We start from the raw sequence: 13582 nt of genomic DNA, 5'->3' as shown, positions 1-13582 counted from the left end.
TGATTCAGGCGGTGCGCACCGAGCGCGCGAAGCGGGCGTCGAGCGCCGTGGCGAGTTCCTGCAGCGCCGGTGCGCCCTGGGCGCCGAGCGCCAGCGCGGCCAGCGGCGCAAGCGCCTCGGCGATCTGCGCGCGCCAGTCGGCGTACCAGGTCGCGAGCTTCCGGGCATTGGCCGGCGACTCGTCGGCCGCGGTCTTCAGCGTGGCATCGACCCAGCGCGCGTTCTCTTCGAACCACTCGTTCATGAACTCGGTGAGCATCGCCAGCGCATAGCCGGTGGCCGCGCCCTGCGCGTTCACGTAGTGGCGATAGACCAGCGGGTACAGCAGGCCGTCGAACACCAGGTTCTGCGCCACGAACAGCTCGAACCAGTCCTTCGTGACGAACAGGTTCTCCATCGTGCGGCGCACGCCCTGCCAGGCCGGGTGCGACATCCAGGCCTCCTTGCCCGCGTCGAGCGCCTGGCCCGAGTTGCCGTCGAGCTGCAGGCCGATGCGCGAGAGGTATTGCGCGATGCCGAGCCGGTCCATGGCCGCGAAGACGAAGGGCTGCGTGATCGCGGTGCCGTAGCCGTAGCCGCAGCAGTAGCTGTGGTTCATGTTGGCGCCCCACTCGTAGTGGCGCAGCGGCACCAGCACCTGCTGCAGCGACTCGCGCACGCCGGCATCGGCCTGCGCCAGCAGCTGGCGCTTGTCGGCGAACTCGAACTGTCGGTCGGCGCCCTCCTGCTGGCGCGCGCGCGTCATCGTGTAGACGCCGTAATAGAAATGGCGCGGGTCCTTGAACGCATACCAGTCGGCCATGACGATCGCGGTGCGGCGCTTGTCGTAGAGCTCGTGCTGCGGATCCCACAGCGGCCGGTAGTGGAAGTTGGCCGTGGGCTGCATGTCCAGCGTGGCTTCCTGGTAGCGCGAGGCCGGCTTGTCGCCGAGCCGCCGCGCCACGTGCGAGAAGGTCTGGCGGATCGGCCGGATGTCCGAGGTCTTGATGTCGACTTGCACGGTGGGGTCTCCTTGGGTTGTCTTCGGGAAAACGGTGGGTGGGCGTGTCAGTGCTCGATGCCGGGCGCGCCGAAGCGCCACTTCATGCGCTCGAAGTCCAGGCGCGCGCCCTCCTCGGTCGTCAGGTGGCGCACCTCGTGGCGGGCGCAGAACTCGCGGAACTGGTCGAACAGCAGCACCAGTTCGACCGCGAGCTCGGGGTCGCCGATGGCGAACTCGAACTCGACGAAGCGGGCGTCGCGGGTACCGGTCACGCGCACGAAACAGGGCTGGCCGGTCATCCGGGCCGCGCTGTCGCTGGGGTGGCTCGCAGGCATCGAAGGCATCACTTGTTCAATCCATCACTTGGTGGACGACAACGGCGCCGCCCGTGCCTATAGGGGCAACGGGCGTGCCAGCACGGCTAAGTGATTGATTTGAAAAGGCCCACGATGCCGGCGGGCCGCGAGCACCGGGTAGTCCCGGATGCTCGTTTGATCATTTGCTGCGGTGCAGCTTGATCAAATGGTGAAAACGCCGCGAACGGCTCAGGAGGCCGGCAGGCCTTCCTTCTTGAGGCGGTAGGCCAGCTGCGGCCGCGTGATGCCCAGCAGGCGCGCGGCCTGCGAGAGATTGCCCTTGGCGCGCTGCATCGCGGTCTGCATCAGGCGCCGCTCGAGCGAGGCGATGTCGATGTTCTGCTCGAGCACGCGCTGGCACAGCGCGTCGAGCTCGCTGCCCTCGCCCGCGGCCTCGGCCGGCGCGCCGACCTGGCCCTTGGCATCGAGCCCGCTGCCGTCGGGCGTGCCGGGCGGCGACATCCACAGGTGGCTGGCCTCGATGTCGCCATGGTCGGGTGCCAGCAGCACGGCGCGCTCGACCACGTTCTCGAGCTCTCGGATGTTGCCGGGCCACGCGTGCTTCTGCACGTCGCGCGCGGCCTTGTCGGTCAAGCCGCGCAGCTTCTTGCCATAGAGCGCGCTGTACTTCTCGACGAAGCGCGTCACCAGCGCCGGGATGTCGGCCGTGCGCTCGCGCAGCGGCGGAATCGAGATCGGGAAGGTGTTGAGCCGATAGAACAGGTCGGTGCGGAAGCGCCCGGCCTGCATCGCCTGCTGCAGATTGACGTTGGTGGCGGCGACGATGCGCACGTCGACCTTGATCGGCTGCTCGGCGCCCAGGCGCTCGACCTCGCCAGTCTGCAGCACGCGCAGCAGCTTGACCTGCGCGGCCAGCGGCAGGTCGCCGACCTCGTCGAGGAACAGCGTGCCGCCGTGCGCGCGCTCGAAGCGGCCGGCGCGCGCATGGTGGGCGCCGGTGTAGGCGCCCTTCTCCACGCCGAACAGCTCGGCCTCCATCAGCTCGGCCGGGATCGCGGCGCAGTTCACCGCGATGAAGGGCTGGCGCGCGCGCGGGCCGTTGTCGTGCAGCCAGCGCGCGAACACCTCCTTGCCCACGCCGGTCTCGCCGAGCAGCAGCACCGTGATGGCGCTGTCGACCGCGCTGCGCATCAGCTCGAAGGCGGCGCGGAAGCCCGGCGACACGCCCACCAGCTTCTGGTCGTATTCGCGCCGCGGTTGCAGCCGGCGGATGTGCTGCAGCCCGAGGTTGAACTCGATCAGGTTCTCGGCCACGTGGTGCTGGCGGAAGTAGTCGAGATAGTGGTCGTCGTGCCAGTCCTCGGCCGGTTGGCCCACGATGCGGCAACGGCTGTCGCCCATGCTCGTGCACTCGACCTCCTTGAACACCACCATGCGCCCCATGAAGGCCGTGGTGTAGCCCGAGGCATAGCCGATCTGCGACCAGCACTGCGGGTCCTCGCCATAGCCGAAGTCGGCCACGTGGGCCTCGCACTCCCACGAGTTCTCCCAGAGGAATTCGCCATAGAACTGCCTGGTCGCGATGTCGAACTCGAGCTGCGTCTTCTGCACCGAGACGATGCCCTCGATGGAATGCAGGCGCGGGCCGAGCATGAAGGCGTCTTCGGCCCGCATGCCGGCGCGGCGCTCGCGCACCGCCACCTCGCCGTCGCGCAGGCCCGACGCGAAGCCCATGCGCACCAGCAGGCCGCGCGCACGCTCGATGCCGAGCGAGTCGAGCAGTTCCTTGCGCAGCTCGGCGAAGGCGCGCGCGTGCAGGAGCAGCATGCGCTGCTCGTCCAGCCAGATATGGCCCGAGCCGGCGCTGAAGCGCAGGAGCGAGAGAAGTTCTCCCACGGGGTGTCTCCTAGATCTTGGGGGCGTGTCGGCCCGCATTGTGCGACACGGTGCGGCGCGCGGGGAGCGCGTTTTCGCGGGGGCCTGGCTTCGGTCGCCGGTTCTCTTCCGGGGACTCAGCGGGAAGGCATCAAGCCTGTTCCTTGCGCGTCTCGATCCAATGCACGATCTTGCCCGCATGGCTGTGCGGTGCCTTGGCGCCGACGCGCCGGGCCAGGTCGGCCAGCGTCTGGGAGGACAGCACCTGGCGCATCCGCTCCTCGGCCTCGAGCATCACCGCGTGGATCGAGCAGACACCGTCCATCGCCCAGCGCGGCGCCGCGCCGTCGAAGACCGCGCAGCGTCCGCGGATCTCGCGGCACTCGAACAGCGCCTTCGGTCCGTCGATGGCTTCCACCACGTCGAGCACGCTGATCCGGTCGGCGGGCCTGGCCAGGCGGAAGCCGCCGTTCTTTCCCTCGGTCGCCTCGGTCAGGCCGGCCTTGCGCAGCTTGGTGAAGAGCTTGGCCACGAACTCCACCGACAGGCCCTGGAGCTCGGCGAGGTCGCGCACGCTGGCCTCGGTGCCTCCGGTGGGAGGCCCCGACAGATAGAGAAGGCAATGCAGTCCGTATTCGACACCGGCACTGATGTGGCTCAAGCTGGCTCCCGTGGGAATGGAGGGGCGGATCGTAACTGAGCCACCCCTCGCGCTGCGCGACGCGCGGCGGCGCTCACTTCCTGTCGAGCGTGACCAGGTTCTTCTCCTTCGAATCGGCCACGAAGATCGCGAGCAGCTTCGCGGGCTCGGTGGCGCTCGCGTTGTCGCTCACCGCGTGGTGGGCACCTGGCTGCTCGGTCCAGCTCTCGCCCGCGCGGTAGACGACCTCCTGGCCGTTGTCGAGCTTGCTGCGGATCGCGCCTTCCAGCACATAGCCCACCACGAAGGCCTGGCCGTGGCGATGCGCGGGCGTCTTCGCGCCGGGTGCATAGCTGACGACCAGCGCCGTGAGCGTCTTGCCGGGCACGTTGGCGATCGCGTGGGCGAAGGCCGGAACGATGACTTCGCGCTGCGGCTCGGGCGGTGCCGCGACGGCGGTGCCTGTGCTTGCTGCGGTGAAGGCGAAGAGAGCGAGTGCGAGCGATGCAGTTTTCATGAGAGGTCTTCCTTGGGTTGGCGTTGCGGATATGCACGAGCCGATGCCGTGCGTCTAACTCGGGTCGTTGGCGGCGACCCGCATGGATTCGCCGTCGACATGGACATCGACGACCAGCCGTTCGAACGTTCGCTGCTCCTCGGGGCTCAGCCCCTGGGCCAACACCTTCAGCACGTTGCGATAGCACGGCAGCATCAGCGCGGCGATCGCGCGCCAGGTCTCGTCGCCCGTCGCGATCGCGGACTCGCATCGAAGGATGTTCGTGTACGCGCCCAGCATGGCGAGGGGTCGGTTCATGAAATCGGCGATTGAATTTTTTACTACGACCAGTATAGTCGTAGTTAAGCGATCTACACCGGATCGTCTTGAAGACCCCGCGCGCACCGCACCCTTCGCGATGCGCCGCGGGACGTGAACCTCACAGAACCGAACCATCCCAAATGACCCAACGAATCCTGGTTGTAGGCGCCGGCTTTGCCGGCATGTGGAGCGCCTTGAGCGCCGCGCGCGCCCTCGACATGGCAGGCCATGCGAACGACGGCGTGGAGATCCTGCTGGTCGCGCCCGAGCCCACGCTGCATGTGCGCCCTCGCCTCTACGAAGTGCCGCAGGAGGCGATGAAGGCGCCGCTGCAGTCCGTGTTCGATACCGTCGGCGTGCGCTTTCTCGCGGCCCGCGTAGACCACATCCGCACCGATGCGCAGGAGGTCGACGTGGTCGACGCCGCGCGCGCGCGCCAGACGCTCTCCTACGACAGGCTGGTGCTCGCGGCCGGCAGCCAGCTCTTCCGCCCGCCGGTGCCCGGCCTGCATGCGCACGCGCTGAGCGTCGACCAGTACGAGGACGCCGTGGCGCTCGATGCGCACCTGCGCACGCTCGCCAGGCAACCCTCCTCGCTCGCGCGCAACACCATCGTGGTGGTCGGCGGCGGCTTCACCGGCATCGAGACCGCGGCCGAGATGCCCGCGCGGCTGCGCGAGATCATGGGCAGCGATATCGAGCCGCGCGTGATCGTCGTCGAGCGCGCCGATGCGATCGGCCCCGACCTCGGACCGGGCCCGCGGCCCGTGATCGAGAAGGCGCTGAAGTCGCAAGGCGTCAGCTGGCGGCTGGGCGTGGAGGTCGAGAGCATCGACGCCGAGGGAATCACCACCTCGGGCGGCGAGCGCATCGAGGCAGCGACGGTGATCTGGACCGCCGGCATGCGCGCGACCGCGTTGACGCAGCAGATCCCCGCCGAGCGCGATGCCGCGGGCCGGATCCTCGTCGACCGCAACCTGCAGGTGCCGGGCGTTCCGCACGTCTTCGTCACGGGCGATGCAGCGCGTGCCGCCACCGACGACGAGGGCAACGTCGCGATGATGTCGTGCCAGCACGCGATGGCGCTGGGCCGCTCGGCCGGCCACAACGTCGCGGCCGATCTGCTGGGCCTGCCGAAGATCGCCTATTCGCAGCCGAAGTACGTGACCTGCCTGGACCTCGGTCCCTGGGGCGCCGTGTACACCGAAGGCTGGTCGCGCGAAGTGAAGATGGAAGGTGCCGAGGCCAAGGCGCTCAAGCACCAGATCAACACCGAGTGGATCTATCCGCCCACCGGCGATCGCGCCGAGATCCTGCGCTCGGCGGACCCGGGCCGCATCGTCGTGGCCTGAGGCGCGACGCGGCTGCCGGGTGTCAGTACCCGGTCCGCTTCCAGGCGATGCCGTCGGTGGAACGGTAGGTGCCGCCGGTGGCGCAGCAACCGCCGGCACCGACCGCCATGCGGCCCAGTCGGGCCGTCATCACGCTGCCCTCGACCTGCAGCGACTCGCGCTGGCAGACGCTGAAGAAGGGATAGAAGTCGGGCTTGAGCACCGAGGTCCATTCGACCTCGCCGCCCTCGAGGCTGCGCACGCTGTAGACCTCGCAGTCGTTCACGACAAGGTGGATCGGCCGCCCGGCAAAGGTGCCGCGGAACATCAGCTCGGGCGGCGCATCGCGCGTGATCTGTGCCTCCTTGCTCAGCGGTGGCGGCGGCGGCGCGGGCTTCTCGCAGCCCGCGAGCGCGACGGTTAGGGCCAGGCCGCAGGCGATGCGATGCGCGCCCTTCACGCGGCCTCGCTCCCGTCGTCGCGCTCTTCTTCCGCGACGGCGCTACGGTCCTTGATGCGCGTGACCTGCGACAGCAGTGCATCTTCGGCCGCCATGTCGGGCCGCTGCCCGCGATAGACCGGCTGCTCGAAGCTGCCGCCCGCATAGCGATAGAGATAGCGCACCTCGACCAGCGTGCCGGGCGCGGGCAGCGCCTCGTTCGGCGGCACGGTCACGTTGCCGAGATCGACCAGCACGCCGGCCTCGTCGCGCAGGCCCACGGCCACCGAGCGTTGCGCATTGACGCGCAGCACCTCGCAGGTCGCGCTCTGCTGGAACTTGAACTTGAGGCTCGCGTTGCTGCGCCCCGCAGCGAAGGGCGCGGCCAGCGCCTTGAGCACGAAGCCCTCGCCATGCGCGGCACGCAGCTCGGCCGCGCGCCGGTGCTTGGCCGAAGCCTCGGTCTCGAGCGGCAGCACGGCCATCCATGGCAATGCGGTCGCGAAGGCCTCGAGCCGCCGGAAGCGTTCGACGAAAGCCTGCGCGCGCAGATCCTCGCCACCGGCCTCGAGCAGGTCGAAGGCCAGGAAGCCGTCGCCCACGTGTTCGCCCGCGATCACCGCGCGGCCCGCCGGCAGCGCGGCGGTCGCGACCCAGGCCTGCGGGATGTCGACGAACAGGCCGCGGCGGTTGGTGCCGCGCACGGCGCCCTCCTCGATCAGCAGCATGCGGTTCTCGCCATCGGCCTTTTCCTGCAGGCCCCAGCCGGGGTCGTCGAGGTAGCGCGCGAGCTGCGTCTCTGCGATGAGGGTCGGCAGTTGCGGCAGCTCGCCGCTTCTGCGACCCGCGAACTCGGACGCGGTGTAGAGCGCGCCCGAGGCATCGGTGGTGTAGCCCTTGCCGGTCTTCTCCTTCACCACCTTCTGGTAGATCTTGAGCGCGGCCTCGTAGCCGACCGGGCTGCTGGTCTTGGTGCCGGTGGCCAGCGTGCCGCCACGCCGGCCATTGCCGTAGTCGACCACCCAGCCCTCGTCCTTCGGCCGCAGGTGGACCTGGTAGACCTTGTCGGAGCCCTGGCCCGTGAAGTAGAGGAAGCTGGATTGCGCGAGAGGTTCGGTGCTGGACATGGCGGCGGATGCGATGGAACGAACGGCGCCGTGGCATTGCACGACGCTGCGATGCTACACAGCACGCGCCGCGCCGCCGAATGACTTTAGGCACTGGTGCCGCGCGCCCGGCGCACCTAGCCTACGCCCGCACAGGCGAACACAAGGGGACGGCGCCATGGGATTTCTGGACAAGGTCCGCAAGCTTTTTTCATTCAGTTTCAATCGGCTCGAGGACGGCACGCCGCTGACGCCCGCGCAGCATCGCGGCCTCGCGCTCGGCGCGGTCTATGCGGCCGAGTCCTACCTGCCGATCAACGCGCTCACCGCGGAATCCGACCGCGCCACCGCCGTGGCGCTGCTGGCCTCGGCCTGGGGCGTCACCGGTGCCGGCAGCGCGCGCGAGGTCACGGAGTCGCTGCTCTCGCAAGGCCATCGCGCCCACTACGCGGTGGTGAACCCGCGCGTGGAGCGCCTCCACCGCGGCAGCCGAAGCGACGCGGCGGCGGTCGCGCAAGCCAACCTCGCGGCGCTGCCCGGCGAGGCCGTGGCACGCGGCCTCGATCTCGAGAGCACGCGCGACTACTACGAAAGTTGGCACGAGGCCGCCGAGGAAGGCCTGTTCGACAAGCTGCCGCGGCCGCTGCCCGCGAGCATCATGGCCTGGGACATGGGCCGGCTGGTGCAACTGCACCGGCTGATCCAGGACGCACGGCTGCTGCGCGCCGAGGAATCGTGGAACGCGATCGCGAGCGCGGCGCGCCTCGCGCAGCCCGCCTACCAGTCGTGGCGCGACTTCGGCGACAGCTTCGTGGTCGGGCGCGCGTTCTGGCTCGCCACCCACGACCTCGACCGCATCGCCGAGGACACCGACACCTTCCAGCGCGCCACGGCCCACCTGCTCTCGCACGAGCACAGCCCTTGGCGGCAGATGGCGTGGTGAGCCGCCGCTCATTCGCGCGTCATCGAAGCATGCGGGCACAGGGCCTAAGATAGGCGGATGCCCCGATCGGCCACACCGCGTGATCGAGGGCATTCAACCGAAGGCAGGGAGGCCTCCGCGTGAAGCGCATTCGATCCGAGAAACTCACACGAACGAGACCGGGGACATCGACGGTCACGGAACACGTCACCATCGAACTGTTCGAGCTGCCCGCCGATGCCGGGCACGTGGTGCACCTGAGCAGCAGCCGCGACGGACTGCAGTGGCGCGAGACCGTGCTGACGCCCGCGCCGCTCGCGCTCGACAAGGCGATGGCGGTGTTCGGCGATGCGCTCGCCGCGCAGCTCGCGCGCGGCCTCGCGCTCGAAGGCGCGCCGATCGTTGCATCGGCACCGGCCGCGCCCATCGCCGCCGCTTCCCCTTCCCCTGCCGACACCCTTCTTCTAGACCGCATCGCGCCCGATGCCTGGCGCCTGCTCCCGCCGCTGCGCCGCAGCCGCACCGTGTGGCGCCTCGGCGAACGCCGGCTCGCGCAGGCGGTGCCGCGGCTGGTCGAACTGATCGAGACCGGCGACGCGATGCTCGACTACTGCATCGCCTGGGCCATCGGCCGCTGCGGCGACGCGGGCGCCTTCGAGGCGATGGTCGAACTCTCGCGCCGCGCGACCGACCCCAAGGTGACGCGCATCGCGCGCTGGGCCGCGCTCGCACTGTGGCCGGCCGAACGGCGTGCCGCGGAGGCCGAGCGCATCGTCGACGACTGGCCCGGCTCGCTGCGCCGCGCCTGGACCGACGCGCAGGTCGTGCCGGTGGCCGAAGCCGCCGCGCTGCTGCGCGAGCGGCTCGCCGACCCCGCGCACTGGCAGAGCCTCGCGCACACCGACTGGACGCAACAGCTGTTCGAACTCGCGCTGCTCGAAGGCCTCGACGAGGACCAGCCCGCCGGCCTGGCGCGCAGTGCGCTGCACGACGTGGCGCAGCAGCTGTCGCTGGCCGCGGGCAGCTTCCGCGCCTGGCGCCGGCTCTACAAGGGTGCCGAGTTCGCGGGCGACTACCGCCTGCTGGGCCTGCTGAACCAGCGCCTCGAAACGCAGCGCGCGGGTTTTCGCGGCACCAGCCAATGGGCCATGCTCAACGGCCGCTACGTCGACATCGCGAAGGAGATCGTGCGCCCCGACAGCCGGCTCGCGCTGAGCCAGCGCACGCACGACTACCTGCGCCGCCGCACCTGGCGCACCTTGCGCCGGCTCGCGCTGCGCGGCGCGGCCGACGAGCGCGACTGGCTGCGGCTCGCGATGGGCGTGCTGCTCGCGGCCGACGATGCGAATGCGGCCGTCGCGGCGCGCCATGAGGATGCGGGCTGGAACCGCGAGACGCGCGTCTGGCACAGCGGTCCCTACAGCCGCTGGCTGGTCGTGATGCAGCTGCTGCACCGCCACGACCCCGAATGGACCGCGCTGGCCGGCGGCCTCTACTGGCGCCGCGAGACGCCGCCGGCCGAGCACCGCGCGCAACGCGGCGAGGCCTGGCCCGAACGCTGGGACCGCCATCCCGAGGCGCTGCTGCAGCTGATGCAGCAGTCGCGCTGCGCCGGCGTGCATGCCTTCGCGGCGCGCGCGCTGCAGGACAACCGCGCCTTCTGCCAGGCACTCGATGGCGCAGTCCTGCGCGAGCTGCTCGCGAGCGCCTGGAACGACACGGCGCGCTTCGCGTTGACGCTGGTGCGCGAGCGCATCGAGGCCGGCGAGCCGGCCGGCCCGTGGCTCGTGCCGCTGATCGATTCGCCACTCGATGAAGCACGTCGCCATGCACTCGACCTGATCGCCGAGGACCCGGCGCGCTACAGCCGCGACGTCGAACTGCTGCTGCGCCTGCTGGTCTCGGCCGACGCCGAGGTGCGCCGCGCCTCGCGCCTGCTGCTGCAGGCCGCGGCCGGCCAGCCCGAGGCCGCCGACGGTTTCGAGGCACTGTGCACCGCGCTGCTCGGCTGGCTCGCGCGTTGCGATGCGCAGGCGCCCGAGCTCGCCCCCATCTGCGAGAACCTGCAATGGGCGCTGCAGAACCCGCTGCGCGAAGCCGGCGCGAAGGCGCCGCTGGCCGCGCTGCTGGCCCTGTTCGACCACGCGAGCCCCGACGTGGTGGCGCTCGCGGCCGAGTGGCTGCTGCTGCATCCGGCGTCCGTGCAAGGCCTGCCGATCGAGGTGCTGACGCGATTGCTGCAGTCGGACGACGAGCGGCTGCGCGGCGCCGGCGTGCGCCTGTTCACCGCGCTGCCCGACGACACGCTGCTCGCGCAGCCGGCGCTGTTCGCCGTGTTCTGCGCCAGCCCGATGCCGCGCGTGCGCAGCGCGGTCGCGCCCAAGCTCGCGCAGCTGCTGCCCAGCCATCCGGACTTCGGCGCGGCGCTGATGCCGATGCTGCGCGACGAGCTGTTCCGCAGCGAGGCCGCCGAGGGCGTGTTCGATTCGCTGCTGCAGTGGCTGTGCGGGCCGCTGGCCGAGCACACGCGTGCGGGCGACAGCGCCACCACCGTGCGGCTGCTCGAGGCGCGCAGCAAGGGCGCGCAACGGCTGGGCGTCTGGCTGCTGCCGCAGCAGCCGGCCGAGGCCTTCGACGTGCTGCAGACCGCGAGCCTGGGGCTGGTCGATGCCGCCGCCGCGCGGCAATGGGCCTGCGAACGGCTCGCCGCGCGGCCCGAACGCACGCTCGCGCAGCTCGATGACGCGCTGCGCATCTTCGACAGCCGCTGGGACGACGCGCTCGCCTGGGCGCGCCAGTGGTTCGCGGCGCAGGGCCAGTCGCCGCAATGGACGCCCGCGCTGCTGGTGCGCCTGTGCGACCACAAGGATCCCGGCGCGCAGCGCCTGGGCCGCGAGCTGCTGACCGCGCACTTCGAACTCACCGACGTCACCACCTACATGCTGCAGCTGAGCCAGCATCCCTCGAGCGGCATGCAGCTGTTCGTGACCAACTGGCTGGCGGCCGCCGCGGGCGGCAAGCCCGAGGTGCTGGCGCGGCTCGAGCCCTACTTCCTCACCGTGCTGTCGCAGGCCAACCGCGGCCGGCTCGCAAAGGCGCGCGTGAGCGAATTCCTCGCGGCGCAGGCCGAGCAGTCCGAACAGGCGGCGCGCATCGTCGCGCGCGTGTTCGCGCGCCAGGCCGTGAGCGGCGCCATCACCGAGCGCGCCCGCTACGTGGCCGGACTGCGCAGCATCCAGCAACGCTATCCGGCGCTCGAGAACCCGCTGCAGGCCGCGCCCGTGCGCGCCGTCGCGCCGCGCCGGGCCGCCGTCGCCGGAGGTCCCGCCGCATGAAGTTCCAGTACCGCTATTTCGGCCACTCGGGCGCGCAGCAGACGCCCACCAGCACCGCGCTGCAGTTCGCGCCGGACACCCTGCGCGCGCCCGTGCACTTCATCGGCGAGGTCAACCGGCACCTGCCGTTTCGCGAAGGCATGTCGGCGCTGCACGACGTGGTGGTGGGCGACCTGCGCTTCCAGCCGCGCGACAAGAGCGCCTACCTCGAATGGCTCGCGAGCCAGGAAGGCGAGCTGCTCGCGCAATACATGGCGCGCAGCGACGAGCTCAAGGCCCGCATGGCGCCGCTGCGCGAGGAGCTCGACGTGCTGCGCCAGCGCAAGTCGGCCATGCTGCAGCCCTTCTACAAGGCGCAGAAGCGCTACTTCGACCACCTCTACAAGGTCAACCGCGAAGCCTGGTTCGTGCTCGACCCGGTGATCACGGTGCATCCCGACCGCGTGTTCTTCGAGTGCTTCAGCCAGGACGAGTCGAGCTACGGCATGTTCTCCTGCGGCCACGAGGTCTTCGACCGCGTGAGCGACCATGCCTTCGGCACCACCAACGTCGACTACTCCGAGTCGCTCTACGACGAGTTCCAGAAGATCCGCGACTACAAGGCCACGCGGCTGGCGATCGATCCCGGCGGCTTCCAGGTACAGAGCGGCAACGACCCGGCCTTCCACGAACCCAAGATCGAGGTGCCCGACAGCTGGGTGCGCGGCTTCCTGCAGGTCAGCAGCGCGATGCTGTTGCCCGCGCACAGGCTGCAGCTGCACCCGATGGACGTGCACAACATCTGCCTGGTGCTGAGGCGGCGCAAGGAGCGCGCGGGTCCGCGCTCGCTGCGCTTCATCCTGCGGCCCGGGCAGCCGGTGCGCATCCTGTTCGAGCCCTGGGGCCATGAACTGGTGTGCCCGCGTTCCTCGCACGACGCGCCCGCCGACATCGACATCCGCGTCTGGGGCCGGCGCCGGCTGCTGCAGCTCGAACGGCTGGTGCCGGTGGCGCAGGGCTTCACGGTGCACCTGCTGGGCACCGGCATGCCGAGCTTCTGGGTCGCGCGGCTGCCCGACATGGAGTTCACGCTGGGCCTGTCGGGCTGGACCGCCAACGACTGGTCGCGCAACGGCCACTTCGAGCTGCTGCAGCCGCGCCATGACGTCGACCAGGACAGCCTGCTGCGCGTGTTCGCGGCGCTCGGCGAGCGCTGGCGCGCCACCACCGCCGAACTGGCTGCGGCCACCGGGCTCTCGCCGCTCACGGTCGAGTCGGCGCTCGGCGGCTATGTGCAGGCCGGGCGCGTGGTGTACGACATCGCGCACGGCGTGTGGCGGCTGCGCGAGCTGAGCCGCGAACCGCTGCCGATGGAACGGCTGCGCCATGCCAGCCCCGAGGAAGCGGCCGCGGCCGAACTGGTGCAGGCCGGGCGCCTGAAGGACACGAAGGTCGAGGCCCGTGCCGATGGCGGGCTGCTGCTCAGCGGCCTGTGCGGCACCAAGTCCTCGCGCCAGTACCAGGTGCGGCTGCAGCTCGATGCCGACCAGCGCGTGGCCACCGGCGAATGCCAGTGCGACCACTTCATCCGCCTGCGCATGACGAAGGGGCCGTGCGAACACATGCTCGCGCTGCGCCTGGCCACGGCCTCGGCCGCGCTGGCCCTTGGCACCACCGCGGGCGTACCGACGCCCGCGACCGACTCGGAAGAAAGGACTGCAAGCATCGGCTGATACACTGGTTTTGCGAACGGGGCGGGAAGGCTCTTGCAATCCGGATGGCGCATCGCCATCCTCGATCTCAGCACTTCCCAGGCTTCACTGGACATCTCTTCACTGT

At 70.3% G+C, this 13582-nt stretch carries 12 protein-coding genes; 4 read left to right on the top strand and 8 right to left on the bottom strand.

Annotated features, from left to right (window positions below; genetic code table 11):
- Nucleotides 1–4: 4 nt before the first annotated feature.
- The 6 genes from R0232_RS12935 to R0232_RS12910 form a co-directional block, all read right to left on the bottom strand.
- Nucleotides 5–1000, bottom strand: coding sequence for an aromatic/alkene monooxygenase hydroxylase subunit beta (locus tag R0232_RS12935; RefSeq protein WP_431512345.1), 996 nt, complete (start codon nucleotides 998–1000; stop codon nucleotides 5–7).
- A gap of 47 nt (nucleotides 1001–1047) precedes the next feature.
- Nucleotides 1048–1326 (bottom strand): phenol hydroxylase subunit, encoded by a 279-nt coding sequence (locus R0232_RS12930; RefSeq protein ID WP_431512344.1) that lies wholly within the window; start codon nucleotides 1324–1326, stop codon nucleotides 1048–1050.
- A gap of 201 nt (nucleotides 1327–1527) precedes the next feature.
- Nucleotides 1528–3234, bottom strand: a complete 1707-nt coding sequence (locus tag R0232_RS12925) for a sigma 54-interacting transcriptional regulator (RefSeq protein WP_431512343.1) — start codon at nucleotides 3232–3234, stop codon at nucleotides 1528–1530.
- 91 nt (nucleotides 3235–3325) lie between these two features.
- Nucleotides 3326–3835: an RrF2 family transcriptional regulator gene (locus R0232_RS12920; protein ID WP_431512342.1), complete on the bottom strand. Its 510-nt coding sequence runs from the start codon at nucleotides 3833–3835 to the stop codon at nucleotides 3326–3328.
- A gap of 73 nt (nucleotides 3836–3908) precedes the next feature.
- Nucleotides 3909–4331 carry a cupin domain-containing protein gene (locus R0232_RS12915; RefSeq protein WP_431512341.1) on the bottom strand — a complete coding sequence of 141 codons (423 nt, stop codon included), beginning with the start codon at nucleotides 4329–4331 and terminating at the stop codon, nucleotides 3909–3911.
- Nucleotides 4332–4385: 54 nt separating this feature from the next.
- Nucleotides 4386–4628 carry a hypothetical protein gene (locus R0232_RS12910; protein ID WP_431512340.1) on the bottom strand — a complete coding sequence of 81 codons (243 nt, stop codon included), beginning with the start codon at nucleotides 4626–4628 and terminating at the stop codon, nucleotides 4386–4388.
- A 143-nt stretch (nucleotides 4629–4771) separates the two neighbouring features.
- Here R0232_RS12910 and R0232_RS12905 point away from each other — a divergent pair, with 143 nt between their 5' ends.
- Nucleotides 4772–5983 carry an NAD(P)/FAD-dependent oxidoreductase gene (locus R0232_RS12905; RefSeq protein ID WP_431512339.1) on the top strand — a complete coding sequence of 404 codons (1212 nt, stop codon included), beginning with the start codon at nucleotides 4772–4774 and terminating at the stop codon, nucleotides 5981–5983.
- Nucleotides 5984–6005: 22 nt separating this feature from the next.
- Here the strand turns inward: R0232_RS12905 and R0232_RS12900 are convergent, their stop codons facing one another.
- Together R0232_RS12900 and R0232_RS12895 are read right to left on the bottom strand one after the other, a co-directional pair.
- Nucleotides 6006–6422: a hypothetical protein gene (locus tag R0232_RS12900; protein WP_431512338.1), complete on the bottom strand. Its 417-nt coding sequence runs from the start codon at nucleotides 6420–6422 to the stop codon at nucleotides 6006–6008.
- Nucleotides 6419–7528, bottom strand: a complete 1110-nt coding sequence (locus R0232_RS12895) for an ATP-dependent DNA ligase (protein ID WP_431512337.1) — start codon at nucleotides 7526–7528, stop codon at nucleotides 6419–6421. Before R0232_RS12895 ends, R0232_RS12900 begins: the two co-directional genes overlap by 4 nt.
- 157 nt (nucleotides 7529–7685) lie before the next feature.
- On the opposite strand from R0232_RS12895, the gene R0232_RS12890 reads away from it, so the two are divergent.
- The 3 genes from R0232_RS12890 to R0232_RS12880 all read left to right on the top strand — a co-directional run bounded on the left by R0232_RS12890 (nucleotide 7686) and on the right by R0232_RS12880 (nucleotide 13476).
- Entirely contained in the window at nucleotides 7686–8450 is a 765-nt protein-coding gene (locus R0232_RS12890; protein WP_431512336.1) for a DUF1266 domain-containing protein, read from the top strand.
- Between the two features lie 119 nt (nucleotides 8451–8569).
- Nucleotides 8570–11764 carry a hypothetical protein gene (locus R0232_RS12885; RefSeq protein ID WP_431512335.1) on the top strand — a complete coding sequence of 1065 codons (3195 nt, stop codon included), beginning with the start codon at nucleotides 8570–8572 and terminating at the stop codon, nucleotides 11762–11764.
- Complete coding sequence (locus R0232_RS12880; protein WP_431512334.1) at nucleotides 11761–13476, top strand: SWIM zinc finger family protein; 1716 nt, start codon at nucleotides 11761–11763, stop codon at nucleotides 13474–13476. Before R0232_RS12885 ends, R0232_RS12880 begins: the two co-directional genes overlap by 4 nt.
- Nucleotides 13477–13582: the final 106 nt, after the last annotated feature.

Source organism: Variovorax sp. DAIF25 (assembly GCF_050711835.1).
In the GTDB taxonomy this organism is placed as follows: domain Bacteria; phylum Pseudomonadota; class Gammaproteobacteria; order Burkholderiales; family Burkholderiaceae_C; genus Variovorax.
Note: the sequence above shows the minus strand (reverse complement) of the source record. Positions and strands in the feature narration are given on the sequence as shown.

Bases quoted from the DNA above. Each gene is read 5' to 3' on its own strand.
- R0232_RS12915 (WP_431512341.1), bottom strand. From the start codon at position 4,331: ATGAAAACTGCATCGCTCGCACTCGCTCTCTTCGCCTTCACCGCAGCA.
- R0232_RS12890 (WP_431512336.1), top strand. From the start codon at position 7,686: ATGGGATTTCTGGACAAGGTCCGCAAGCTTTTTTCATTCAGTTTCAAT.
- R0232_RS12880 (WP_431512334.1), top strand. From the start codon at position 11,761: ATGAAGTTCCAGTACCGCTATTTCGGCCACTCGGGCGCGCAGCAGACG.
- R0232_RS12925 (WP_431512343.1), bottom strand. From the start codon at position 3,234: ATGCGGGCCGACACGCCCCCAAGATCTAGGAGACACCCCGTGGGAGAA.
- R0232_RS12905 (WP_431512339.1), top strand. From the start codon at position 4,772: ATGACCCAACGAATCCTGGTTGTAGGCGCCGGCTTTGCCGGCATGTGG.
- R0232_RS12895 (WP_431512337.1), bottom strand. From the start codon at position 7,528: ATGTCCAGCACCGAACCTCTCGCGCAATCCAGCTTCCTCTACTTCACG.
- R0232_RS12930 (WP_431512344.1), bottom strand. From the start codon at position 1,326: ATGCCTTCGATGCCTGCGAGCCACCCCAGCGACAGCGCGGCCCGGATG.
- R0232_RS12910 (WP_431512340.1), bottom strand. From the start codon at position 4,628: ATGAACCGACCCCTCGCCATGCTGGGCGCGTACACGAACATCCTTCGA.